This window comes from Clostridium tarantellae (genome assembly GCF_009295725.1).
Lineage (GTDB): Bacteria > Bacillota > Clostridia > Clostridiales > Clostridiaceae > Sarcina > Sarcina tarantellae.
Genome location: NZ_WHJC01000018.1, coordinates 1 through 25,619 on the forward strand (window position 1 = coordinate 1; position 25,619 = coordinate 25,619).

Sequence of the window (25,619 nt, forward strand, 5' to 3'; positions counted from 1 at the left end):
TTGTAATATAATTGATTTAATATAATTAATATAAATATAGGCAATTATCAATTGGGGGTAGAGAGTATATGAGAAAGAGGTTTTTAAGTTTATTACTTGGTGCCGTTATATTAAGTAATATTACAGTATTTTCTAAATGTATTTATGTTTATGCGGATAATGAAATTGAGCAAAATGAAAATGGATTAACTTCAGATGAAATTAATAATTTAATAAATGAAGAAAAACTAAAGCAAGATGATTCACAGAAAAAAGTTGAAGATGCAAAAAAGCAACGAGAAGAAATTGAGAAAGAATCATTGAAAATAGATGAAAGTATTAAAGAAACACAGGAAAAAATAATAAAAATAGAAAAAGAAGTAAGCATATTGGAAAAGGATAATATGGAATTAGATGAAGAAATAAATAATGCAGAAAAAAAAATAGAAGAAAATTTTGAAATAATTAAAGATTTAATGAAAATATCTTATGAACAAAAGTTAGGAGGATATTTAGGATTGCTTCTAGAATCTAAAGATTTTGGGAATTTTATTAGAAGACTAGAAGTGGTATCTAGTTTAATAAAAAATAATGATAGAATAATAATTGAAACAACAGAGCTACAAAATGCATTAGAGGAAAAAAAGAACATAGTATTAAATAGAAAAAAACAATTAGAAGATAAAAAAGAAGAAATTATAAAGGAAAAAAGCAATTTAGAACAATTATTAATTGAAAAAGAAGAGAAAGTAAAAAAACTAGTAGATATTCAAATTGAATTAGAAAAAGAGGTTTTGCTATCAGAATATCAAATAAAATCTTTAGAGGAACAAGGACGAGTTTTAGAGGAAGAAATTTTAAAAGCATTAAAAGATTCAATGAAAGATTACTTAGGTGGGGTTATGGTATGGCCAGTACCAGGATATATTAAAATATCTTCACCTTATGGAAATAGAGTTCATCCAATTACTGGTGTTCATAAATTGCATACAGGTATTGATATTCCAGCACCAGCAGGTACACCTGTTAAAGCGGCTAATAGTGGAGTAGTAATAATGTCTAAAATGGATAGAGCTTATGGAAATGTAGTTGCAATAGATCATGGTGGCGGTATAGCAACATTATATGCTCATAATTCTAAGCTTTTAGTTAATGTAGGAGATAAAGTGATAAAAGGGCAAACTATAGCACAGGTAGGAACTACAGGATATTCCACAGGAAATCATTGTCATTTTGAGGTGAAAATAGATGGAAAGACCGTAGATCCTATGCCATTTTTAGAAGAGAAATAATAAAATTTTTTACATTAGAGATAAATATAGAGTAGTTTAATTTTATATTTATCTCTAGTTTGTTAATTATTGAAATTTAAAGGAAATAAACCAATATAAAACTTATTTTAAAATATGTATAATTTTTTTGAAAAAAGAAAAAATGTTATAAAACGTTGAAAATGTAACAAAATTGTAATATAATGCTAATAAATATTTATAACAATATAATTTGTAAGAAAAAGTTTTAGCAAAGCTTTAACTAGTTTAAAGATACAAATTTAATTTTACATATAAAGAGAATTTATCTAAAGGGTTACGTATAAATGAAAGGGGTTTTCATAATGAAAAAAAAGGTTTTAGCATTTGTTATTGGAACAATGTTAACTAATATTGTAGCTTTAACTTGTAAGATGCCAATTTATACATATGCAAATAACAAAGATATAGAAATAAAGGAAAAGAAATTAGAAGAAGCAGAAAAAAAATTAGAAAGTACTAAAAAAAGTAGAAAAGAAATTGAAGTAGAAACAGCTAAATTGGATGATAAAATTGAAGATAAAAAAGTTGTTATAAAAGATCTTACAGATAAAACTATAAAACTTGAAAAAGATAACAAAAACCTTGAGGAAAAAATTGATGGTGTACAGAAAAAAATTAATGAAAATTATGAAATTATAAAAGATATTGTTAAAATTGAATATGAACAAAAGGCAGGAGGATATCTTTTATTATTGCTTGAAGCTAAAGATTTTGGGAATTTTTTAAGACGTTTAGAGGTTGTTTCAAGCATTGTAAAGAAAAATGATAAAATAATTACAGAAACAAAAAGTTTAGAAAAAGATTTACAAGAAAAAAAATTACAATTGCAAGTTCAAATAGATGAAATTAAAGAAAAAAAGAAAATAGCTGAAGCAGAGGAAGTTAAACTTAATAAATTAATAGAAGATAAAAAGGTTCAAGTAAATGAGCTTATAAAAGCTCAACAAAATTTAGAAAAAGAAATAATTTTAACAAAGGAACAAATAGATGAATTAGATGTACAAAGTAAAATTATAAGTAAAGAATTAGATAATAATTCATCTAATAATCATGAGGACAATAATAATGAAAATGAAAGCATGAGTTGGCCAGTCCCAGGATATACTACAGTATCATCCTCTTTTGGCTATAGAGTACATCCTATAACGGGAGTGAATAAATTACATACAGGAGTGGATTTTCCAGCACCAGCAGGTACTCCAGTAGTTGCTGCTAAATCAGGAACTATAATAATGTCAACTTATAATACAGCTTATGGAAATATTGTAGGAATAGACCATGGTAGTGGGCTAGTTACATTTTATGCACATAATACAGAAAGATTAGTATCAGTAGGACAAAAGGTTAAAAAGGGACAAACTATAGCTACTGTAGGTACTACAGGATATTCTACAGGTAATCACTGTCACTTTGAGGTTAAGAAAAATGGACAATTTGTAGATCCTATGAAATATTTAAGATAATTTAAAATAGTTAATTAGGAGATAAAGTATGATTAAATTAGAAAAAGTAAATAAGATTTATGACAATAATGTACATGCTTTAAAAAATATAGATTTATTAATAAAAAAAGGAGAATTTGTATTTTTAGTAGGAGCTTCTGGTTCAGGAAAGTCTTCCTTAATAAAATTAATGCTAAGAGAAATTAAAGCTACTAATGGAAAAATCATAGTTGATAACGTAATTTTAGAAAATATTAAAGAAAAAGAAGTACCTTATTTTAGAAGGAAATTAGGAGTAGTTTTTCAAGACTTTAGGTTGCTTCAAAATAAAACAATATATGATAACATAGCCTATGCAATGAAAGTAGTAGAAGCTAATAAGCAAGATATAGAAAAGAAAGTACCGGTAATTTTAGCTAGAGTTGGCTTAAGTGAAAAAGCAAATTCTTATCCTCATGAATTATCAGGGGGAGAACAACAAAGAGCGTCAATTGCTAGAGCTATTATAAATAATCCTAAGGTACTTTTAGCAGATGAACCAACAGGAAATCTAGACCCTAAAACTACAGAAGAAATATTAGATTTATTAATAGACATAAATAAAAAAGGTACAACTGTTATTATGGCTACCCATGATAGCGTTATAGTAGATAAAATGAAAAAAAGAGTTATATATATGAAAAATGGTGAAATAGTTAGCGATAATATGAAAGGTGGTTATGTTTTTGAAAATAGTCACTATTAAAGATTTAATTAAAGATGGTGCAAAAAATATTTTTACTAATAGATTAGTTTCTTTTGTAGCTATAACAACAGTTTTTATATCATTAACTTTATTTGGTTTATTTTATTCAGCTGTAAGTGTAATAAATGAAAATGTTAAAAATCTAGAAGAACAAGTTGAGATTATTGCCTTTTTAAATAGTGATGTAGATTATACTAGAATGGTTGAATTGAAAGAAGAAATAGAAAAATTACCTAATGTTGAAAGTGTTAATTATATTTCTTCAGATGAGGGGTTAAATGATTATAAAGATAGTTTTAAACATGATAATGATCATGAAATGCAAAGAATACTTAATGAAGTTGTTGCGGAAGGAGAAAACCCTATTCCAGCTAGTTTAGCAATAAAAACTTCTAGTATTTCAGCTAATGAAGAAATTAAAGAACAAATTTTGAGTAATAAAGAATTTTATAAAGTTACTGATGGAAATATAGTAACGGAGTTTTTAAGTAAACTTAATAAGTATACTAAAATAATAGGATCTATACTACTAATAATATTAGCAGTAGCATCTACTTTGCTAATATCTAATGCAATTAAAGTAGCTGTATTTGTTAGAAAAAAAGAAATAAGTATAATAAAATATATTGGTGCAACCAATAATTATGTAAGACTTCCATTTATAATTGAGGGATTGTTAATTGGAACTATAGGTGCACTTTTAAGTGTTGGTGTAATTTCTTTAGTATATAGTTCATTATCACCAAGTATTATAAGTACAGCCAGTACATTGATGAATGGATTTACATTGCCAGCTTTAGGTAATTTACTTGTATTTTTAATACCTAGTTCAATTATTATTGGAGCAGGTATTGGAATAGTAGGAAGTTTAGTATCATTGAGAAAATATTTAAAGGTTTAAAATTATATAAAAAACATGATTCTTTAGAATTTTTATTTTAAGAATCATGTTTTTTTTATAAATTATTTTTACTTAGAAAGGGTATTAATTTTTAATGCTTAACATATTAATTTAATATATAGACTTATTTATTAATTAAAAGTTAAATTTATTTTTAGTTATGAGTAATTAATAAGTTAGTATTATTAAAAAGTAAATGAAAGTGTATGTTTAAAGGGGGATATAATTTAAAGTATGGGAAGGTCATTGGGTATTAGACGTTTAAAAGAAATATTACCAAGTGAGTTTGTAGATATGTTATATAATATTTATACAATTAAAGAAGTAGATCAAATATTAACAAGTTATTTAATAAGAAGAAAAAGTACATTTAGAGTGAATAAGATATTAGCTAAGGAATGTGAAGTAATTTATGAGTTAAATAAAAATGGCATTAAATATTATAAATATAATGGGGAGAATCCATATTTTTTATTAAAAAATAATGAAGAAAATATTATTAGAAAATTAGAGTGTTATAAGAAAGGAGAAATTTATTTTCAAAATCCATCTAGTATAATACCTAGTATTATATTAAATCCCAAAAAGGATGATGTAATATTAGATATGTGTGCTGCACCTGGTGGAAAAACTATTAAAATAGCAGAAATTATAAGAAATACAGGAAAAGTAATTGCTAATGAAATAAATTCAATAAGATATGAACGTTTAAAATATAATATTAAAAAACATGGAGTAAAATGTGTAGAATGTATAAATAAAGATGGAAGATTTTTGTTTAAAGAATATGAAAATACTTTTCATAAAATTTTAATTGATGCGCCTTGTTCTGGAGAAGGAACTATGGAAATTTTAAAAAATAAAAAAGTGAAAATAATAAAAAATAATAAATTAATAAAAGTGCAAAAACAATTAATAGAAAGTGCTTATAAATGTTTAAAAAAAGGAGGATATATTTTATATTCTACTTGTACTTTATCACCGAAAGAAAATGAAGAAATTATAAATTATATTTTAAATAAACATAAAGATTTAAGGATAGAATCAATAGATTTAAACATTAATAATAAAAAATTAGCTTTAATAAAATATGAAGAAAAAAATTATAATAAAGAATTAAAAAAAGCGTTAAGAATAATTCCTAACGATGTAATGGAAGGTTTTTTTTTATGCAAACTAAAAAAGTGTTAAATGAATAATATGTACAATTAAGGCAAAAATATATAAATAAAATGTATTTAATTAAGTTTACATAAAATTTAAGAGAGGTGCAAAATGAAAAAAAATCAAATAGATGAAAAAATTCAGTGTTCTAAGTGTGGAGAGATGTGTTATATATGCTCACAATATAATTTAGTTATGTGTCCTATTTGTAAGAGTATTAATAATGTTAGTACAGATTATAATGAAGATCATGAAATATAAATATATTAATGAAAAAGGGATAAACTTTGTATTAATATATAAAATATAGGATGTTTTTAGAGGATAATGCACATATTTAGCAATTACCTCTTTTTTTTAAGTCATATTAATAATATTATATTATATAAGGATAGAATTTTGTTTTAAAATGATTCCATAAAAATACAAAAAAATATTCTTATATGATATAATAAATTTATGTTAATAAGGAGCAGAGGTTAGGGAGAACATATGAGTGAAGTTAAAGAAGTGAAAAATATAGAGGTTTTGGAAAGTTATGATGAAAAATGCAACTCTAATTTGCCGATTAACCAATTAAAAAAAGACTTAGACAAACTTTATGAATATAAATCTGTTTTAAAAAAGACTTTTCAACAGTTAAATCAAAATATATTTAATTCATATAAAAAAAATAAAGTTATTAAAAATGGAACCTTAGCTATAACCTTAAATAATGCAATTAAAAATGCAATTCCTAAAAACACAGATGAATATATAGAGCTAGCTAATGAATATTCTCATTTATGGAATGACATATTTAAGTTAATTGGAGAAAATAAAATTTTTGAAAATTCTCTTGAAAAATTAAAAAAACATAAAGAATATACATGTAAAATGTTAGACATTCTATTAGATAATACAGATATTTTTGATATAAAAGAGTTTGTTATTGAAAATAATTTAACTAATGAATTTTTTGAAGATATAAATAAAATAGAAAAAATTCACTATGTTTTAAAAGAACAGACTAATCAATTATATATATATGGAGCATGGTGTGATGAGGTTACTAGATGTCATAAGGAATTAATTAATTTAATAATGGAAACAAAAATTCATAGAGAACATATTTCACCTTATATTTTTAAAGGAGAAATTGATGAACATGAAATAAAGGAATGTGTAAAGGATACTATTGAAGTAATAAAATCTAAACCTAATAAATTACTTACTATATTTAAAGCATGTAATAAATGGGAGAATAAAGTTTTTATTGCTTTAAGTAAATGTGAAGTTCTTAAGAAAAATTTAGAAATAGAAATAGGTTTTAGCAATGATATAATAAAAGAGAATAGGGAAGTATTAAGAAAAGCTAATGAAAAATTAAGTGAATTTATAATAAGTAGTATAGATAGTTTAGATTATAAAATTAAAAATAATGAAGAACAGATAAATAAAAATAGAGATAAATTTGAAGAGTTAGAGGGACGATATATAATTTTAAAGGAAAAAATACTTAATATTTTTGAAAGTGAAGTAGAAGAAAAAGAAAAGTCTTTAAGGGTATTAGCTTAATTAATAGGTTTAAATAATTAATTAGGAGGTGGAAGTTTGGCAACATTAAAGGAAATAGCAGATAAAGTGGGGGTATCCTTAGCAACTGTATCAAGAGTACTTAATAATGATAGTGGAATATTAGTAGCTGATGAAACAAAAATTCAAATATTTAAAGTTGCTGAAGAATTACAATATCAAACAGTTAAGCAACGTAAAGGTAAAAAGAAAAAAGAACGGATATTTAAAATTGGTATTGTGGACATGTATAATATTGAAAAGCAATTATCAGATCCATATTATCTTTTGTTAAGAAATGTAGTAGAAAAAAAATGTTTTGAAAATGAAATAGAAGTTATAAATCTGCATAAAAAAAATGGTAATTATGAATGTATAGGTAATGTAATTTTAGATGGAATAATAGCTATTGGTAAATTTACTAAGGATGAGATAAATAGTTTAAAAGAAAAAAGTATTAATATAGTTTTTTTAAATTCAAATCCTAATGATGAATTTTATGATAGTGTTAAAATTAATTTTAAATTAGGAGTAAATCAAGCATTGAATTATTTTATATCTTTAGGACATAAGGATATAGGATATATAGGAAGAAAAGAAAGATTAGATGAACAAAATTTAGAAATTTTAGATAGTAGATTTAAATATTATATAGAATATATGAAAGAAAAATTAATGTTAAAAGAAGATTTTTTTATTAATTGTGATATGACATCTTTAGGAGCTTATAAAGCTGTTAAAATTTATTTAGAAAATAATAAAAAAAATAGACCTACAGCATTTTTTATTGCAAATGATTCAATGGTATCTGGAGTATTAAAAGCATTTAATGAATATGATTTAAATGTTCCTAAAGATATAAGTATAATAGCATTTAATGATACTGTTATGTCTCAATACATGATTCCACCTTTAACATCTGTAAAAGTGAATATTGATTCATTAGCAGAAGAAAGTGTACAGCTTTTAAAGGAAAGATTATTAAGTAGAACCTATGCTAAAAAGGTAATATTGCCAACTGAATTAATTGTTAGAGAGAGTGTAAAAAAATTTTGAATTTAAAAAACTTAGTATAGAAATGTATTATAATATATAACTATACTAAGTTTTTATTGTATATAAATATATAAGTTCTAATTTGAAATATGTTTAATAAATTTAAAAGAAACCTTTTTAATTTTATTTTTATAATATGGAGGATTTATTTTATGAAATCAGCATTTGAAGATAAATTTAAATTTGATGGTGAATTAGGAGTTATATATTCAAATAAAGAAAGTTTATTTAGACTATGGTCTCCTTTAGCTTTAAAAGTAGAACTTAAAATTTATGAAAATAATGAAGATAATCCAATAAATATAATACTTATGGAAGAAAAATGCCCTGGTGTTTGGAGTACTAAAGTTAATAAGGATTGTGAAGGACTTTATTATACTTATGTAGTTTATTTTAAAGAAAAAGTTAATTTAGTAGTAGATCCTTATGCAAAAGCTGTAAGTGTAAATGGAAAAAGAGGCGTAGTTTTGGATTTGAAAAGGACTAATCCAGAAGGATGGAATAGTGATAAAGCTCCTATATTAAATTATGCAACAGATAGTATTTTATATGAAACTCATATAAGAGATTTAACAATGCATAATGATTCTGGAGTTACTAAAGAACATAAAGGAATATTTAAAGGGTTAATAGAAGAGAATACACACCTACCTAACAGCAATATAAGTACTGTTTTAAGTCATATAAAGGAGCTTGAAATAACTCATATTCATTTTTTACCTTTATTTGATTTTGCAACTGTAGATGAAAGTAAAAAAGATAAAGATTATAATTGGGGATATGACCCTCAAAATTATAATGCAGTGGAAGGGTCCTATTGTTCTAATCCTTATAAACCAGAAGTAAGAATTAAAGAATTTAAAGAATTAGTAAAAATATTGCATGAAAATGGAATAAGAGTAGTTATGGATGTAGTTTATAATCATACTTATTTATCAGAGAATAGTAATTTAAATTTATCTATGCCTGGATATTTTTATAGACAGAATGAAAATCATAAGTTTACTAATGGTTCAGGTTGTGGTAATGAATTAGCATCAGAAAGATATATGGTTAGAAAGTATATGGTAGATTCTGTTAAGTATTGGGCTGAAGAATATCATATTGATGGTTTTAGATTTGATCTAATGGCTGTACATGATATAAATACTTTAAAAGAGATAAGAAAAGAGTTAAGTAAAATAGATAAAAATATAATAATTTATGGTGAAGGTTGGGTTGGAGGAACTTCTTGTTTTAATAGTGAAGAAGCATGCTATAAAAGAAATATATCAAAATTTGGAGCATTACAAATAGCTGCTTTTAGTGATGATATTAGAGATGGAATAAAGGGAGCAATTCATAATAATAAAAGTGGTGGATTTATAAATGGAGAAATAGGATTAGAAGAAACAATTAAGTTTGGTGTGGTAGGAAGTACTTATCATAAACAAGTGAATTATGATAAAGTAAACTATTCTAATTTTCCTTGGGCAAATGAACCTTATCAAAGTATAAACTACGAATCATGTCATGATAATTATACATTATGGGATAAAATACAAATATTTTCACAAAGTGAAAAATATTCTACTATGGTAAAAAAAAATAAATTAGCTGCTGCAATAGTATTAACTTCTCAAGGAATACCTTTTATTCATGCTGGTGAAGAGATATTAAGAAGTAAATGTGATATTAAAGGGAATTTTATTGAAAATAGTTATAATTTAGGTGATTTTGTTAATGCAATTAATTGGAATGATAAAAGAAAGAATTTTCATGTATTTAAATATTATAAAAATTTAATTAATCTTAGAAAAAAGAATAAAGTTTTTAGATTGGGTAGAAATAAAGATATTCAACAGTATATAAGTTTCTTTAGTAAGGGAAATGAATTTTTAGAAGATAATATAGTTGCTTATAGAATAGAAAAGCCTACTTTAGAAAAAGGTTGGAATGAAGTTATAGTTATATATAATGGAAATAAAGAAGAGGTAAAAGTTAAATTACCTAAAAATAATTGGACAATTATAGTTAATGATGAAGAGGTTAATAATGAAGGAATAAGGAATTTTTATAATGATTATATAATTGTTAAAGGAATTAGTTGTTGTATTTTAGCAAACTAATTTAAGATTTTATTGTATATTTTAAAGTGAATTTATATAAAAAAATTATAATTTTATAGTTTATTTGTTAAGTTATTTAAAAAGTGAATTTATGATACGTTGTAATTAAAAAAAATATATGTTATTGTAATAAAAGAATATATTTAGTTTTATATTTAGTAATTATAATTGCTAAAATATTTTTTTTATTAATAGAAAGGTATTTTAATATATGGCTAAAATGTTAGTTAGACACAATAAAATTTTAGAGTTACTAACAGAAAATAAAAAAATAGAAGTTGTGAAATTATCCAAATTATTAAATGTATCTCAAGTAACTATAAGAAAAGACTTAATTTTTTTAGAACAAAGAGGATTAGTTATTAGGGAACATGGATTTGCAACTTTAAATTTAAGTGATGACCTCAATAAGCGTTTGGCATATCATTATGAGACTAAAGAAAGAATAGCTAAATTAGCTAATAATTTAGTTGATGATGGTGAAACTATAATGATAGAATCAGGCTCTTGTTGTGCATTATTTGCTCGTGAAGTAGCACAAACTAAAAAAAATATTACTATAATTACAAATTCAGCTTTTATTGCTGATTATATAAGAAAATTTTCTAAAATAAAAATTATTTTATTAGGTGGAGAATATCAACACGAATCTCAAGTGATGGTAGGACCTATTACTAAAAAATGTGTAGAAACTTTTTTTGTAGATAAATTATTTATTGGAACGGATGGATTTTCAAAAGAATCAGGTTTTACAGCTAAAGATTACATGAGAAGTGAAACTGTTCGTGACATGGCAAAACAAGCTAATAATGTAATTATTATTACTGAATCAGCTAAATTTTTTCAAAAAGGGATTGTTAGGTTAATTGAAACTGATAACATAAATTCTGTTATAACAGATGAAAAGATACCTAATGAATTTGAAGAGTATTTACTTAGCAAAAATATAAATATAAAAAAAGTTTCAAACTAAAAAGCTTAATTTGCATATTATGCAAATTAAGCTTTTTTTAAAAGAAACAATTAATGCCATTATCAATAAATATTTGTTTGTATTCTTCTAAATCTTCTTTATGAATAGGTTTAAGATGTTTTAAAGAATAAGGTTTATTTAATAATTCATATTTTTTTTCTCCAAATTGATGAAAAGGTAAAAGTTGAACTTCCTTTGCACCTACTATTTTTAGTAGCTTTGCTAAACCAGAAGCATCTTCTAAAGAATTATTAAAATTAGGTATGACTGGAATTCTAGGTAATACATTTAAATTATTAGCTAGAGCCCATTTTAAATTATTAATAATTAAAATATTATAAACTCCTGTACCATTAAAATGTTTATTACTATCATAATGTTTAATATCAAATAAAAGCAAATCAAACATAGGAGCTAACTCTTTGAATATATTACTTTCAATATATCCAGTTGTTTCAATTGCTACATTAATTTTTTCTTCTTTTAAAGCATTAACTAAAGCTTTAAGAAATTTTGATTGAACGAAAGGTTCTCCTCCAGAAATAGTTACTCCACCATTAGACTCTTCATAAAACTCTTTATCTTTAATACATTCTTTAACAATTTCTTCAATTTCTTTTAATTGTCCCTCTGCTTTAATTGCCTTTGTAGGACAATTTGATATGCATTTTAAGCATTCTACACACTTGATATTATTAAAATTTATTTTGCCATTTTCAAAACTAAAAGCTTTATTAGGACAAATATTTATACAAGCTTTACAGCCTATACATAAGGATTTATTTAATGATATTTGAATATTTTTTAATTGAGATTCTGGATTAGCACACCATTTGCATTTTAAAGGACAACCTTTTAAAAATATAGTTGTTCTTATACCAGGACCATCATGAATGCTAAATCTTTGAATATTAAAAATTACGCCTTTATTTTTCATAGAAATCTCTCCTTATCCTAAATTTATAATATCATGTTAATTTATAAAAGTAAATACAGAGAGTTTCGAATGAAACTTTATATTCTTTTATTTAAATTTATTATTGACAAAGTTACTATATATGATAGTATTATATTATATAAAAAAGCCAATTTTATTTCAAATGAAACTAAAATATTAAAGGAGAGGTAATATGGAAAATCATTTCGGATTATTAACTAATAGAATGCATGATTTTAGAGAAGAATTATTAAAAACTAAAGCTTCTATTGATGCAACTAGAGCAATTCTTACTACAGAAGCTTATAAAGAACATGCAGACAAGCCTATAACTTTAAAAAGAGCATATATGCTTAAAAATATTTTAGAAAATATGACTATATTTATTGAGGAACAAACATTAATTGTAGGAAATCAAGCAAAGGCTAATAGATCAGCTCCTATTTTCCCAGAATATGCTATGGGATGGGTGATTAAAGAACTTGATGAATTTGAAAAAAGAGATGGTGATATTTTTTATATTGACGAAAAAACTAAAAAAGAACTTAGAGAAATTGCTCCTTATTGGAAGAATAATACAACTTTTGATAAGGGACTCGCTAATATTCCACCAAAAAGTAAAGTTTTATATGATTTAGGCATTATAAAAGCTGAAGGTAATATTACTAGTGGGGATGCTCATATTGCTGTTGATTATGGAAGAATAATAAAAAATGGATTAAAAGAATATGAAGAAAGAACTATAAAAGCAAAAAATGCTTTAGATCTTACTGATTTTAATAATATAAGTAAATTTCATTTTTATGAAGCAATTTTAATTGTAATAGATGCAGTTAAAAATTTTGCTAAAAGATATTCAAATTTAGCTAAAGAAATGATGTTAACCGAAGAAAATGAAGAAAGAAAATTAGAGTTAAAGGAAATTGCTAGAATTATGGATAAAGTTCCATATAATTCAGCTAATAGTTTTTATGAAGCCCTTCAATCAATATGGTTTGTCCATTTAATCCTTCAAATTGAATCAAATGGACATTCTCTTTCTTATGGAAGAATGGATCAATTTTTATATCCTTATTTACATAAAGATTTATCTAGTGGAAAAATTACTGAAGATAGGGCTGTAGAGTTATTAACTAATTTATGGCTTAAAACTTTTACTATAAATAAAGTAAGAAGTTGGTCACATACACAATTTAGTGCGGGTTCACCACTTTATCAAAATGTAACCATAGGTGGACAAACAACTGATAAAAAAGATGCAGTAAACAAATTATCATATTTAATTTTAAAATCTGTTGCTCAAACAAGATTACCACAGCCTAACTTAACTGTTAGGTATCATAAAAATTTAAATGATAATTTTATGAATGAAGCAATTGAAGTGCTTAAACTAGGGATAGGAATGCCAGCTTTTAATTCAGATGAAATAATAATACCTTCGTTTATTGAAAAAGGGGTAGCAGTAGAAGATGCTTATAATTATAGTGCTATAGGATGTGTTGAAGTTGCTGTTCCTGGTAAATGGGGATATCGTTGTACAGGGATGAGCTTTATAAATTTCCCTAAAACTTTATTAATAGCAATGAATGCAGGTGTGGATCCTGCTAGTAACACTAAATTAGTACAGGGTTTAACACATTTTGAAAATATGAAAAGTTATGAAGAGTTAAAAGAAGCATGGAATACAACAATTATTGAATTTACTAAGCAAAGTGTTATTATTGAAAATTGTTGTGATTTAGTACTTGAAAATGATGTGCCTGATATTTTATGTAGTGCATTAACTGAGGATTGTATAGGAAGAGGAAAAACCTTAAAAGAAGGTGGAGCAATATATGACTTTATATCAGGATTACAGGTTGGAATAGCAAACTTAGCTGATTCACTTTCAGCAATTAAAAAATTAGTGTTTGAGGAAAGAAAGATATCTAATAAAGAATTATGGAATGCTTTAATGAGTGATTTTTCAGGTAAAGAAGGTAAGAGAATTCAAAAACTATTGACTGAAGATGCACCTAAATATGGTAATGATGATGACTATGTGGATAATTTAATTGTTGAAGCATATAACATGTATATAGATGAAGTTAAAAAATATCCAAATACAAGATATGAAAGAGGACCAATAGGTGGAGTTAGATATGCAGGAACGTCTTCAATATCTGCTAATGTAGGGCAGGGAAAAGGCACTTTAGCCACTCCAGATGGACGTAATGCAGGAACTCCTCTTGCTGAAGGGTGTTCACCTTCACATTCTATGGATAAAAATGGTCCAACAGCAGTATTTAAAACAGTTTCTAAATTACCAACTCGTGAAATTACAGGTGGAGTATTACTAAATCAAAAAGTAACTCCAATTATGCTATCAACAGAAGAAAATAAAATGAAGTTAAAAATGTTACTTAAAACATTTTTTAATAGACTAGAAGGATTCCATGTACAATACAATGTAGTTTCTAAAGAAACATTATTAGATGCTCAAATTCATCCTGAAAAACATCGTGATTTAATTGTGCGTGTAGCTGGATATTCTGCATTTTTTAATGTGCTATCAAAACAAACACAAGATGATATTATAGAAAGAACTGAACAGACATTATAAGGAGTTGAAATTATGAAATTTATTATTGATGATGCAAATATAGAATCTATTAAAGAAATATATGAATATTTTTCTGTAGATGGTGTTACTACTAATCCAACTATATTATGGAAGGTTTCAAAAAATCCATTTAAAGTATTAAAAGAAATTCGTGAATTTATTGGTAAAGATGCTGAATTACATGTACAAGTTATATCTAAAAGAGCTGAAGATATGATTGATGAAGCAAATCATATTTTAAATGAACTAGGAAATAATACTTTTATAAAAATTCCTGTTACAAAAGAGGGAGTAAAAGCAATAAAACTATTAAAATCTAAAAGTATTAATATTACCGCTACTGCTGTATATAATTCAATGCAAGGCTATTTAGCAGCAAAAGCTGGAGCGGATTACATAGCTCCATATATAAATAGAATTGATAATTTAGGGTTTGATGGTATTAAAGTTGCAAAAGAAATTCATGATATATTAAAAATTAATGGATTTAATTGTGAAGTTTTAGGAGCAAGCTTTAAAAATTCTAAGCAAGTATTAGAATTAGCTAAATATGGAGTTGGAGCAGCAACTATAGGTTCTCAAGTAATAGAGGGATTATTAAAAATTGATGCTGTTAATTGTGCAGTTGAGACTTTCACTAATGATTTTGAAAATTTATGTGGAAAAAATAAAACAATGAAAAATATATAAAAAAGATTTTTTAGAGTGTCCTAATAAATGGATACTCTTTTTGTTATTTATGAAATAAATATAATGTGAATAAGTTGTATATAGTTAATTTTAAATATATGTTACAATAAAAAATAAATATATATTTTTAATAACATAATTATAAGAAAGGAAAGTATTATATGGAAGTTTTAATATATGTTAAAGGAAAAAAAGAGCCTATAATATATAAAGGAGATAGAATAGATCTTTTAGATTTTGAAATGAATGGAGTAAAATATAAACAAATAAGATATTTTAGAAAAGGATTTTCAAAATCAGAACTAATAGATGAAAGTTTAATAACAAAAATAAAAGAAAATAATTAAAATTTTAATAATCTTTTGGTGTTTGTAAGGAATTTTTAGTGATTTTAACAAAAAAACTTCTTATATTAACCAAAAGGTTATTTTTTTGTAATTTTTTTATGTTAAAATATGGATAGAAAATAAAAGAAAGAGGGTAATAAGGTGAAAAAAATAATAAAACTTAAAATTATGCTTATTATGTTTATAAGTATAGCATTTAGTTTTTTTCCAATTAAATCAAATGTTTTAGCAACGGAGAATTTAGAAGTAAGCGTTCAATATGGAATTGGGGGAAAATATAATGTATTTAAAGAAATACCTATTTCAGTAGAGGTAAAAAATAATGGTGAAGATTTTATTGGTGAACTACAAATAGAAGGGCCAGGAGAGAATCTAGGTAAGTATAATTTGTTTTCTAAACAATTGTCAGTTCAAAAGGATAGTACAAAAAAATTAATTATTCCTGTAAAAATTAATGAAGAAAGTAAAAAGCTAAAAATAAAAATTTTAAGAGATGATAAATTAGTATTAGAAAAACCTATACTTATTGATTCGGGAAGAAGTAATTATGGGGAAATATTAACAGGAGTGTTAACTGATGACTTTAATAGTTTAAGTTATTTTGGAGGAATAAAATATGGTGGAGTTACCAATAAATATGGTGATAAAGATCCAATAATAAAATTAATTCCCTTAGAAATAAGTCCTGAAATAATAGGTGACAATAATAAAAATATAGCTACATTAGATATGATAATTATTAATAATTATGATACATCTAAATTAACAGAAAGCCAATATAATTCATTAAAAGCATGGATTGAAAAGGGAGGTACCCTTATTTTGGGTACGGGAGTTAATAATGGTAAAACCTTATCTTTATTTAATGAAGATATTATTAAGGGAGTGTCAAATAATACCTTTAGAAAAGATGTTGTTATTAATGGGGAAAATTTAGCTTTAGATATGGTTAAAATTAATACTGAAGAAAAAAAGATTTTTTTAAATTATGATAATGTTCCTATTATATCATCTGAAAGCTTTGGAAGTGGAAATATAGTAATTTCATCTTATGATTTAGGAATAGAACCTATGGTTAGTTTTAGTAAAAATAATGAATTATGGTCTTCTATTATAAAACAATTAATAAATAAAAATGAAAAAAATTTTAATACAAATTTTTCATATCAAATGCCATATACTTTAAGTTCCTTAAAGAATGTTAATCTTCCAAGTTTAAATATTATAATTTTAATTTTTATTTTTTATGTGATTGTAGTGGGATTAATAGCATATTTAATTCTTAAAAAAATTAATAAAAGAGAGTTATTTTGGTTTGTAGCACCAATATTAAGTGTTATGTTTGGTGCAATAATTTTTATTATTGGAAGTAATTCAAGAGTAAATGATGTTGTAGTAAACAATATGAATATAGTAGAAACGGATGAGTTAGGTAATGGAATTGTAAATTCTTATATGGGAATATCAAATTCTAAAACAGGAAATTTATATATAAAAGAGCCAGAAGGAAAGAATTTAGATTATATAACAGAAAGTTATTATGGTGGAGCAATAGATGAAAATAAAAAAGCTTCTTTAGAATTAAAAACTGTTTATGAAGGAAATGGAACATATTATGAATTTTATGAAAATCCTATTTTTAAATTTAGAAATTTTAAGTTATCTCCTTTTCAACAGAAATTTAATGTAATAGAACAACAGTTAAGTTTTGAAGACGGGAAATTAAAAGGAAAGATAAAAAATACATTAGGCATAGATATAGAAAAATTAATTTTAGTATGTGGAAATAGAACTTGGGATTTAGGTAGTTATTTAGAAGGAGAAGAAAAACAGGTTCCAGATAATTCAACTAATACATTAGGGATGGGAGCATTATCTCATAAATTAATGGATGAATATTATAAAGCAAAATATGAAATTAAGAATATAAATGAAAGAAAAAAAGAATTTAAAAATATAGGAAATATAACTAATATATTAAATATACTAAATGATGGAATTATAACAAAGGATTTAAATAGTAAACTTATAGCTATAACTAATTTACCTATAGATAATAATATAACTTTAGGAACTAATAGTATATCACAATATAATACCACTATTTTAAGTGAAAAAATTGAATTAAATTTTGAAAATAAAGATGGAAAATTAGAGTTTCCATTAGGATATTTTCCACCAGATGTTGAAAGCCAATCTGGCAATGGAGGATATAACGATTATGAGTATTCTATACATGGCAATACAGAATTAATTTTAAAATATAATATTGATAAGTCAGTAAATATAGAAGAAATAACTATAGATAATAGATTAGAAATAAATAATAATAGTAATTATGGTAGAGAAGAATTTAAAGGAAAATGTTATCTTTTTAATGTAAAAAAACAAAGCTATGAAGAGATAGAGCTTAAGGGTGGAAAAAAACATAAATTAAAAGAAAATATAGAAGAATATTTAGAGGATAATCTATTAACTATAAAGATTTTAGGAGAGGAAGAAAATTCTTCACCAATTCCTCAAATACAAGTTAAGGGGAGTGCGAAATAATGTTAAAAATTAGTGGATTAGAAAAGTCTTATGGAACTTTCAAGGCTGTTAATGGATTAGATTTAGAAATAAAAAAAGGAGAAATATTTGGTTTTATTGGGCCAAATGGAGCTGGTAAAAGTACAACTATGAAAATTGTATCAGGGCTTTTAACTCCTGATAGTGGAAGTGTGTATGTAGATAACATTGATGCTATAAGAAACAATAAGAAATTAAAGGAAAAAATAGGTTATATGCCTGATTTTTTTGGAGCATATGATAATTTAAAAGCAATAGAATATTTAGAGTTTTATGGATCTATCTATGGAATTTTAGGTAATAAAGCAAGAAAGTTAAGTATGGATTTACTAGAATTAGTAAATTTGCAAGATAAATATGATGCTTATGTGGATGGATTATCTAGAGGGATGAAGCAAAGGTTATGTCTTGCTAGATGTTTAGTGCATAATCCACAATTATTAATTTTAGATGAGCCAGCATCAGGTATGGACCCTAGAGCAAGATTTGAAATGAAGGGTATTTTGAAAAATTTGAAAGATATGGATAAAACAATAATTGTAAGTTCTCACATACTTCCAGAACTAGGTGAAATATGTAGTAAAATTGGAATAATTGAAAAAGGTAAAATGGTTTGCACAGGAACAGTAGAAGAAATAATGGAAGGAGCTACTGGGAGTACGCCTATAATTATAACTTTTCTTCATAGCATAGAAAAAGCTAATGAAATCCTTAAAGAAGTTCCTTTTATTACTAAGACACGTGTTGAAGGTAGGAGTATAGAATGTTTTTTTAAGGGTGGAGATAGTGAAATAGCTCATATATTAAAAATTTTAATGGAAAAAGGTATGCCTGTAATAACATTGTCTAAGTCTATTAAAAATTTAGAGGATGTTTTTATAAAAATAACTGAAGAAAGGGAATTTTAGGAGGAATTTATGGTGAAAATAAATCCAGTTTTAAGAAATGAAAGTAAAATTAGCTCAAGAACATTTAGAATATCTTTAATGATTTTCTTTTATATATTGTTTTTAACAATACCAATTTTGTTTATGTATTATATTAGTACTTCAGAAAGTTATTATATGGGAATGAATCCAAGCATATTTGTTAATTTATATTTACTTATTGCTTGTGTTCAAGCGGTATTACTCATGTTTATAGTACCTGCACTTTCAGCACCAGCAATTACATCAGAAAGAGAAAAACAAACTTTAGATATACTACTATCTACAAAGATGACTCCATTATCTATTGTTACAGGAAAATTATTAGCTTCAGCTAGTAAAGTAATATTATTAATATTATGTACTATACCAATATATTCTTTAGGATTTTTATTTGGTGGAGTTAATTTCTTTCAAATAATTATGCTAAACTTATATTTTATTATTACTACTTTATATGTATCAGCTATAGGAGTTTGTATATCTAGCTTTGTAAAAACTTCAAAAGTAGCTAATGTTTTAACTTATGGATTAGTATTGTTTGTGGTTATTGGTACTATAGGAATATTTCTTATTTATACTTTTATTTACGTATCAAAAAATCATGGTATGAATAGTATGTTAAATTTAAAAATTCCATTTTGGTTATATATTAATCCTGCTTTAGGATTTGTTGGATTGTTAAAAAGCCAAATAGGTGCCATAGGACCATTAACTATCTTAAATGAATATTCAACAACTATAAATCCTTTTTTAGCTATGGGAGTACAATCAGTTTTAACTATTTTATTAATTTTACTTGCATCATTTAAATTAAATCCTTTAAATAATAAATTTAGTATTAAAAAGTTTAAAGTTAAGAAGGTGAAATAATGAACTCTTTAGATAAAGAGATTATAAATTTTATTAAAAAAGCTTCTATAAGAGTAAGAACAAATCTTTTTTTGAAAAATTTTATAGTGGGACTTATAGTCTCACTATGTTTATGTTTATTCATAATAATCACTTCTATTTTTATTGCTTTTCAAAATTGGATTGAATTATGTGTAATGATGATTATATTATCAGTAATCACTTCTATTATTGTGTCAATTATTAAAGCACCAAAAACTAAAGAAATTGCATTAATAGTAGATAATAAAGGATTAAAAGAAAGAATAACTACTTACTTAGAGCTTTCTAATAAAAATGATGATATAAGTATTGCCCAAAAGGATGATACTTTAAAACATATAAAAAATTATAACTTAAAAATTAATTTGCCTATAAAGTTTCATAAAAGAGGATTATATATTATAGCTATTTTAACAGCTTTATGTATGGTAGGAGCAGTTGTTCCAAGTAAATCTAGAAATGAAGCAAAACATTTGAGAAAGTTTGAAAAATATAAAGCTGAAATGGTAAAAAAAATAGAAAAAGAAAAAAAGAAACTTTTAGAAAATAAGCAGTTAACAGAGGAAGAAAAAAAAGCTTTAGATGAGCATTTGAAAAAAGCAATAAAGGAATTACAAATTGCCAAAAATAAGAAAGAAAAAGAAAAAGCTATTGAAAAATTAGAAAAAAAGTTAGATAACTTAAAGAAAGATATAAAAAATGAAAAGGGTAAAGAAGAATTAGATAAATTAAAAAATAATTTAATTAAAGATTTTAAAGATAAAAAAATAAAGGAAAATAAAGAAGATAAGAATAAGCTTATTACAGAATTAAATAAAGTTAAAGAAGGAAAAGATTTAGCAAAGGCTATTGAAGAAGGAAATAAAGAAAATACATTAGAGCAATTAAAAAAGCTTAATAAAAGCTTAGAAAAAATGACAGAAGCTGAAAAAAGTAAATTAGCATCAAGTTTAAAAAATACAAATTTAAATGATCCTGATTTGCAAAAAGCTTTAAATAATGCTGGAGATAGTGTTATGAATGGAGAGATAAACGAAGATGAATTAGCAGGAGCATTACAGTCACTTTCAAGTTCGGAAAATAAAAATGGTGATAAAAACAATAGTAATTCATCTAAAAATAATGAAAATTCACTTAGTGGTTCATCTTCAGAAAATAGTAATGGAAGTGGTAACGGTGGAAATGGCAACGGAAATAGCAATGGAAATGGTGATGGTACAGGAAAAGGATGGAATACAGGGAATAAGTATGGAAATGAAAAGGATTTTGAGGAAGGAAAAAAAGAAGATGTTTTTATTCCAGGAAGAGGAGAAGGAAAGGATAATAATTTAACTGGTAATAAAAATGGAGAAGGAAATTCTCAAATGATAGAAACAGAAAATGGATTAAATAAAAAGGGAGAAAAAGTTAATTATGAGTCTGTATTAGGTGATTATAGTAATAAAGCCATGGAAAGTTTAAATAATTCTAATTTGCCAGAAGCAATGAAGAATGCTGTGAAAGAATATTTTAATGGATTAGAGTAAATTATAGATAAACCACTTATTAAGTTAAAGTTTATAATTTTATTTAGGTAGGTAATTAAAATATTAAATTTATTAGAGATTAGTGGTTTATCTTATAAGTAGAAGAAATAAGTAAAAATTAGAGGTATCATATTTATAGATAAATAAAAAGGAAGGTAAAGTATATGAATATAAATGAAACTACAATTAGAGAAGTTATGGAAAAAATAAATGAGTGTGAAAGAGAGATTAGTAAAGGAATAATAGGACAAAAAGATGTAATTAAACAGGTTTTAATATGTTTATTTTCTGGAGGGAATGTGCTTTTAGAAGGAATGCCAGGACTTGGAAAAACTCAACTAGTTAAAACCATAGCTAAAGTTTTAAATTTAAATTTTTCTAGAATACAATTTACCCCAGATTTAATGCCAGCAGATGTAGTTGGTACAAATTTAGTAATAAAGGAAAAAGATAATACTGTATTTAAATTTGAAAAGGGTCCTGTTTTTACTAATTTACTTTTAGCAGATGAAATAAATAGAGCAACACCTAAAACACAGTCTGCTTTGCTAGAAGCTATGGGAGAAAAAACTGTTACTGTTGGTAAGAAAACTTATAATTTGCCAGAACCATTTATGGTTATGGCAACTCAGAATCCTATAGAGCAAGAAGGAACTTATCCATTACCAGAAGCACAATTAGATAGATTTTTATTTAAATTAAAAGTAGAGTTTCCAAACTTAGAAGAACTTATGGAAATAATGAATATTACAGTTACTAATAATAAAGTAGAGATTAATAGTGTAATAAATGAAGAAGAAATAATTAACATAAGGAAAATAATTAAAGAAATACCTATGGCTACTCCAGTAAAAGAATATGCTTTAAAGTTAATATTAGCTACTCATCCAGAATCTGAGGAAACTTCTGAATTTGCAAAAAATTATATTAGTGTAGGAGCAAGTCCAAGGGGAGCACAAGCTATTTTTAATGCAGCAAAGGTTAAAGCACTTATGGAAGGTAGATTTAATGTTTCTTTTGATGATATTAAGGATGTAGCATATCCAGCTCTTAGACACAGAATCATAATGAACTTTGAGGCCGTAACAGAGGGAGTAAGCACAGATATGATTATTTCTAGAATAATAGAAGAATTAAGGATAGTGTAAGTGGTATGAAGGATAAAATATTTGATAAAAACTTTTTTGAAAAGTTAAATACTATAAATATTAATTTAAATTTGAGATTATCACAAGGAGCACAAGGTGGAAGAAAATCAATAGCAAAGGGTTCATCAGTAGAATTTTCAGATTTTAGAGAGTATATGCCAGGTGATGATTTTAGAAGAATAGATTGGAATGCTTATGGTAGATTTAATAAATTATTTATAAAAATATTTATGGAAGAGAGAGAAGGAGTATTTAATTTTTTTATAGATAAAAGTAAATCTATGGATTTTGGAGAATTTAAAAAAAGTTATACTTCTTTACAAATAGTTGCATCTTTAAGTTATATTGTGCTTAATAATTTAGATAGAGTATATTTAAATACTTTAGGTAGTGGAGAAGTACAATTTTTAAAAGGGGGAAGTGGTAAGCAAATCTTCCAGAGAGTTTTAAAGGAATTATCTAATATAGAATTTAAAGGAGAAACGGATTTAATATCTTCAATAATGAAAAGAAATATAAAAAATAAAGGTGTAAGTATAATAATATCTGATTTTTTTACTAAGGATGGATTAAAAGGTATTGAACAAGCAATAAAATATTTAACCTTTAAAAAGCAACAAGTTATATTAATACAAGTACTTTGCATGGAAGAAATAAACCCAAGTTATTCAGGAGAAGTAACATTAGTTGATGAAGAGAATGGAAATAAAATTAGAATGACATTAACTCCAACTATAATAAAAAATTATGAAGAAAAACTTAAAACCTATAATCATAAAATAGAGGAGTTAGCTATGAAATATGGAGCTAATTTTTTTAGTGTAAGTTCAAATGAACCTATAGAAAATATAATATTAAATAATTTAACTAAAAAACAGTTGCTATATTAGGAGGAGAGTATGAATTTTTTAAGAATGTGGCCTTTAATATTTTCCATACTAATTCCGGCATTAATATTACTTTATATACTTAAAAGAAAAACCGTAGAGCACAAGGTTTCTTCATCTATGCTTTGGATGGAAATTTATAAAAATACTCAAGCTAATACTCCATGGGAAAAATTTAAAAATAATATTATGCTAATACTTCAGTTAATAATAATAATTTCTACTATATTTGCTTTAATGAGTCCTTTTTTAAACTTTGGAGGCGAAAGCTATAAAAATTTAATTGTAGTAATTGATAATTCAGCTAGTATGAGTGCTATTTATGATAAAGACAGTAGATTAGAAGTAGGAAAAGATATGGTATGTGATTATATAAAATCCAATAAGGATGGAACTAATGCTTATGTAATTTCTAGTAATAAAAATGTTAATTTAGAAGTGAGTAGTTCAAGAGATAAAAACTATGTATTAAAAAAAATAGAAGAAATTTCTCAAAGTTATACAAGTGGAAATATTGAAAATAGTTTTTCTTTAATTAAATCTATAGGGCAAAGCATAGGGGAAGATTATGAAGTTTTATTTATAACAGATAAAACTATTGATATGGGAGATATAAATGGTAAAGTTATATCTTTAGGCAATAAGGGACTAAATGGATCTATAGAAAATATATCTCACAAAATAACAGAAGATGGAGTAAAGGTAATAGCTAATATTAAAAATAGTGGAGAAGGAGTTTATGAGGGAGATTTTTCATTATATAGTGGTAATGATAATTTAGTGGAGGTTAAATCTGTAAGTATTCCTGAAAATCAAAGTATTACCTTATATTTTCATTTGAAAAATTTAAAAGATGAATATATTAAGGGAGAGTTATCTACTAAAGATTTAATTATAAATGATAATGTATTTTATGATATAGTTGATAGTACTGAAAATAAAAAAATACTATTAGCAACAGATAAAAATATTTTTTTAGAAAAAAGCTTATCCACATTATTAAATGCTGATTTATATAAAGCTAGTGATTTAAGTAATATTAATTATGATGATAAATATGATCTTTATATTTTTGATGGTAAAATTCCAGATAATTTACCCAAAGAAGGTAATATACTTTTTATAAATTGTAATTCTAATGAATTTTTTAAAGTAAATGGAGAGGTTGAAGGTGGTAATGCCACTGCTATTAAAGAAAATATAAGCAAATATTTAAATAATATGTCTTTTGGAGTTTCTAAATTTAAAGATATAGAGTTACCAGGTTGGGGGAAGAAGTTAATAGAAGTAAATGATAAGCCAATTGCTTTTTGGGGAGATGTAAATGGAAAAAAAATAGGTGTGTTAACTTTCGATATTCATAATAGTGATCTTCCTTTAAAAAGTGACTTTCCTATATTAATGCATTATTTGGGAGAAAAACTTTTGGATTTTGGTATGGTTAATAAAAACAATTTTACAGGAAGTGAAGAAATTGTTATTAAAGGTAAGGGACTTAGTGAAGATATAAAAGTTACTTATCCTTCAGGATTAAAAGAAATATTAAAAGATAGAACTTTTGAAAATATTTATGAATTAGGCATATATTCTATTGAACAAAAAAATGAAAAAGGTGATTTAAATAAGCAATTAATATCTTTAAATTTTCCAAAAGAAGAGGGAAATACTCTTAATAATGAAGTTAAAGATAGTGAAATTAAAGGCTTTTCAAAATCCATAAAAAAAGGTTTAGATTTAACTCCCTTTTTAATTCTTTTTATTTTAATAATAGTGAGTATAGAATGGTATTTTTATAGAAAGGGATATTAAGGGGTGAAAATATATGAATATTGAAATTGGAAGAATGTATGCTTTAATAT

The 25,619-nt window shown here is 24.8% G+C and carries 21 protein-coding genes; 20 read left to right on the plus strand and 1 reads right to left on the minus strand.

From position 1 onward, the window contains the following. The first annotated feature begins 68 nt into the window (after window positions 1–68). From GBZ86_RS02890 to GBZ86_RS02930, 10 genes are all read left to right on the plus strand, one after another. A complete protein-coding gene (locus GBZ86_RS02890) occupies window positions 69–1,271 on the plus strand; it encodes a murein hydrolase activator EnvC family protein (protein WP_207707414.1) in 1,203 nt (400 codons plus the stop codon). A gap of 323 nt (window positions 1,272–1,594) precedes the next feature. Continuing rightward, window positions 1,595–2,755 carry a murein hydrolase activator EnvC family protein gene (locus GBZ86_RS02895; RefSeq protein WP_170272141.1) on the plus strand — a complete coding sequence of 387 codons (1,161 nt, stop codon included), beginning with the start codon at window positions 1,595–1,597 and terminating at the stop codon, window positions 2,753–2,755. Between the two features lie 28 nt (window positions 2,756–2,783). Beyond that, window positions 2,784–3,479 (plus strand): cell division ATP-binding protein FtsE, encoded by a 696-nt coding sequence (gene ftsE, locus GBZ86_RS02900; protein WP_152887563.1) that lies wholly within the window; start codon window positions 2,784–2,786, stop codon window positions 3,477–3,479. Beyond that, window positions 3,460–4,380, plus strand: a complete 921-nt coding sequence (ftsX, locus tag GBZ86_RS02905) for a permease-like cell division protein FtsX (RefSeq protein ID WP_170272142.1) — start codon at window positions 3,460–3,462, stop codon at window positions 4,378–4,380. The genes ftsE and ftsX overlap by 20 nt, the downstream gene beginning before the upstream one ends. A 234-nt stretch (window positions 4,381–4,614) precedes the next feature. Then, a complete protein-coding gene (locus GBZ86_RS02910; protein ID WP_152887567.1) occupies window positions 4,615–5,571 on the plus strand; it encodes an RsmB/NOP family class I SAM-dependent RNA methyltransferase in 957 nt (318 codons plus the stop codon). Window positions 5,572–5,655: 84 nt separating this feature from the next. Then, a complete protein-coding gene (locus GBZ86_RS16950) occupies window positions 5,656–5,805 on the plus strand; it encodes a hypothetical protein (protein ID WP_170272143.1) in 150 nt (49 codons plus the stop codon). A 231-nt stretch (window positions 5,806–6,036) separates the two neighbouring features. Then, window positions 6,037–7,101 (plus strand): hypothetical protein, encoded by a 1,065-nt coding sequence (locus GBZ86_RS02915; protein WP_152887569.1) that lies wholly within the window; start codon window positions 6,037–6,039, stop codon window positions 7,099–7,101. A 36-nt stretch (window positions 7,102–7,137) separates the two neighbouring features. Continuing rightward, a complete protein-coding gene (locus tag GBZ86_RS02920; RefSeq protein WP_152887571.1) occupies window positions 7,138–8,154 on the plus strand; it encodes a LacI family DNA-binding transcriptional regulator in 1,017 nt (338 codons plus the stop codon). 152 nt (window positions 8,155–8,306) lie between these two features. Further along, window positions 8,307–10,262, plus strand: coding sequence for a type I pullulanase (gene pulA / locus GBZ86_RS02925; protein ID WP_152887573.1), 1,956 nt, complete (start codon window positions 8,307–8,309; stop codon window positions 10,260–10,262). Between the two features lie 220 nt (window positions 10,263–10,482). Further along, complete coding sequence (locus tag GBZ86_RS02930) at window positions 10,483–11,235, plus strand: DeoR/GlpR family DNA-binding transcription regulator (protein WP_152887599.1); 753 nt, start codon at window positions 10,483–10,485, stop codon at window positions 11,233–11,235. Between the two features lie 37 nt (window positions 11,236–11,272). Here the strand turns inward: GBZ86_RS02930 and GBZ86_RS02935 are convergent, their stop codons facing one another. Continuing rightward, window positions 11,273–12,172, minus strand: a complete 900-nt coding sequence (locus GBZ86_RS02935; RefSeq protein ID WP_152887575.1) for a glycyl-radical enzyme activating protein — start codon at window positions 12,170–12,172, stop codon at window positions 11,273–11,275. A 193-nt stretch (window positions 12,173–12,365) separates the two neighbouring features. On the opposite strand from GBZ86_RS02935, the gene GBZ86_RS02940 reads away from it, so the two are divergent. The 10 genes from GBZ86_RS02940 to GBZ86_RS02985 all read left to right on the plus strand — a co-directional run bounded on the left by GBZ86_RS02940 (window position 12,366) and on the right by GBZ86_RS02985 (window position 25,569). Further along, on the plus strand, window positions 12,366–14,774 hold the full coding sequence (locus tag GBZ86_RS02940; protein WP_152887577.1) for a glycyl radical protein: 2,409 nt from the start codon (window positions 12,366–12,368) through the stop codon (window positions 14,772–14,774). 12 nt (window positions 14,775–14,786) lie between these two features. Continuing rightward, window positions 14,787–15,464, plus strand: coding sequence for a fructose-6-phosphate aldolase (locus GBZ86_RS02945; protein ID WP_152887579.1), 678 nt, complete (start codon window positions 14,787–14,789; stop codon window positions 15,462–15,464). A gap of 161 nt (window positions 15,465–15,625) precedes the next feature. Further along, on the plus strand, window positions 15,626–15,811 hold the full coding sequence (locus GBZ86_RS02950) for a hypothetical protein (RefSeq protein ID WP_152887581.1): 186 nt from the start codon (window positions 15,626–15,628) through the stop codon (window positions 15,809–15,811). A 141-nt stretch (window positions 15,812–15,952) separates the two neighbouring features. Then, complete coding sequence (locus GBZ86_RS02955) at window positions 15,953–18,361, plus strand: hypothetical protein (RefSeq protein WP_152887583.1); 2,409 nt, start codon at window positions 15,953–15,955, stop codon at window positions 18,359–18,361. Next, a complete protein-coding gene (locus tag GBZ86_RS02960; RefSeq protein WP_152887585.1) occupies window positions 18,361–19,287 on the plus strand; it encodes an ABC transporter ATP-binding protein in 927 nt (308 codons plus the stop codon). Before GBZ86_RS02955 ends, GBZ86_RS02960 begins: the two co-directional genes overlap by 1 nt. Before the next feature lie 9 nt (window positions 19,288–19,296). Continuing rightward, a complete protein-coding gene (locus GBZ86_RS02965; RefSeq protein ID WP_152887587.1) occupies window positions 19,297–20,178 on the plus strand; it encodes an ABC transporter permease in 882 nt (293 codons plus the stop codon). Beyond that, complete coding sequence (locus tag GBZ86_RS02970) at window positions 20,178–21,725, plus strand: pectinesterase (protein ID WP_152887588.1); 1,548 nt, start codon at window positions 20,178–20,180, stop codon at window positions 21,723–21,725. Before GBZ86_RS02965 ends, GBZ86_RS02970 begins: the two co-directional genes overlap by 1 nt. Before the next feature lie 164 nt (window positions 21,726–21,889). Continuing rightward, the gene (locus tag GBZ86_RS02975; RefSeq protein WP_152887590.1) at window positions 21,890–22,873 is read left to right on the plus strand and encodes an AAA family ATPase; all 984 of its coding nucleotides are present in this window, start codon (window positions 21,890–21,892) and stop codon (window positions 22,871–22,873) included. Between the two features lie 5 nt (window positions 22,874–22,878). Beyond that, window positions 22,879–23,763: a DUF58 domain-containing protein gene (locus tag GBZ86_RS02980; RefSeq protein WP_152887592.1), complete on the plus strand. Its 885-nt coding sequence runs from the start codon at window positions 22,879–22,881 to the stop codon at window positions 23,761–23,763. 9 nt (window positions 23,764–23,772) lie between these two features. Next, the gene (locus GBZ86_RS02985; protein WP_152887594.1) at window positions 23,773–25,569 is read left to right on the plus strand and encodes a vWA domain-containing protein; all 1,797 of its coding nucleotides are present in this window, start codon (window positions 23,773–23,775) and stop codon (window positions 25,567–25,569) included. The last annotated feature ends 50 nt before the right edge of the window (window positions 25,570–25,619 follow it).

Bases quoted from the DNA above. Each gene is read 5' to 3' on its own strand.
- GBZ86_RS02910 (WP_152887567.1), top strand. From the start codon at position 4,615: ATGGGAAGGTCATTGGGTATTAGACGTTTAAAAGAAATATTACCAAGT.
- GBZ86_RS02915 (WP_152887569.1), top strand. From the start codon at position 6,037: ATGAGTGAAGTTAAAGAAGTGAAAAATATAGAGGTTTTGGAAAGTTAT.
- GBZ86_RS02930 (WP_152887599.1), top strand. From the start codon at position 10,483: ATGTTAGTTAGACACAATAAAATTTTAGAGTTACTAACAGAAAATAAA.
- GBZ86_RS02940 (WP_152887577.1), top strand. From the start codon at position 12,366: ATGGAAAATCATTTCGGATTATTAACTAATAGAATGCATGATTTTAGA.
- ftsE (WP_152887563.1), top strand. From the start codon at position 2,784: ATGATTAAATTAGAAAAAGTAAATAAGATTTATGACAATAATGTACAT.
- GBZ86_RS16950 (WP_170272143.1), top strand. From the start codon at position 5,656: ATGAAAAAAAATCAAATAGATGAAAAAATTCAGTGTTCTAAGTGTGGA.
- GBZ86_RS02935 (WP_152887575.1), bottom strand. From the start codon at position 12,172: ATGAAAAATAAAGGCGTAATTTTTAATATTCAAAGATTTAGCATTCAT.
- GBZ86_RS02965 (WP_152887587.1), top strand. From the start codon at position 19,297: ATGGTGAAAATAAATCCAGTTTTAAGAAATGAAAGTAAAATTAGCTCA.
- GBZ86_RS02890 (WP_207707414.1), top strand. From the start codon at position 69: ATGAGAAAGAGGTTTTTAAGTTTATTACTTGGTGCCGTTATATTAAGT.
- GBZ86_RS02975 (WP_152887590.1), top strand. From the start codon at position 21,890: ATGAATATAAATGAAACTACAATTAGAGAAGTTATGGAAAAAATAAAT.
- GBZ86_RS02985 (WP_152887594.1), top strand. From the start codon at position 23,773: ATGAATTTTTTAAGAATGTGGCCTTTAATATTTTCCATACTAATTCCG.
- GBZ86_RS02895 (WP_170272141.1), top strand. From the start codon at position 1,595: ATGAAAAAAAAGGTTTTAGCATTTGTTATTGGAACAATGTTAACTAAT.
- GBZ86_RS02960 (WP_152887585.1), top strand. From the start codon at position 18,361: ATGTTAAAAATTAGTGGATTAGAAAAGTCTTATGGAACTTTCAAGGCT.
- GBZ86_RS02950 (WP_152887581.1), top strand. From the start codon at position 15,626: ATGGAAGTTTTAATATATGTTAAAGGAAAAAAAGAGCCTATAATATAT.
- pulA (WP_152887573.1), top strand. From the start codon at position 8,307: ATGAAATCAGCATTTGAAGATAAATTTAAATTTGATGGTGAATTAGGA.
- GBZ86_RS02970 (WP_152887588.1), top strand. From the start codon at position 20,178: ATGAACTCTTTAGATAAAGAGATTATAAATTTTATTAAAAAAGCTTCT.
- GBZ86_RS02945 (WP_152887579.1), top strand. From the start codon at position 14,787: ATGAAATTTATTATTGATGATGCAAATATAGAATCTATTAAAGAAATA.
- GBZ86_RS02980 (WP_152887592.1), top strand. From the start codon at position 22,879: ATGAAGGATAAAATATTTGATAAAAACTTTTTTGAAAAGTTAAATACT.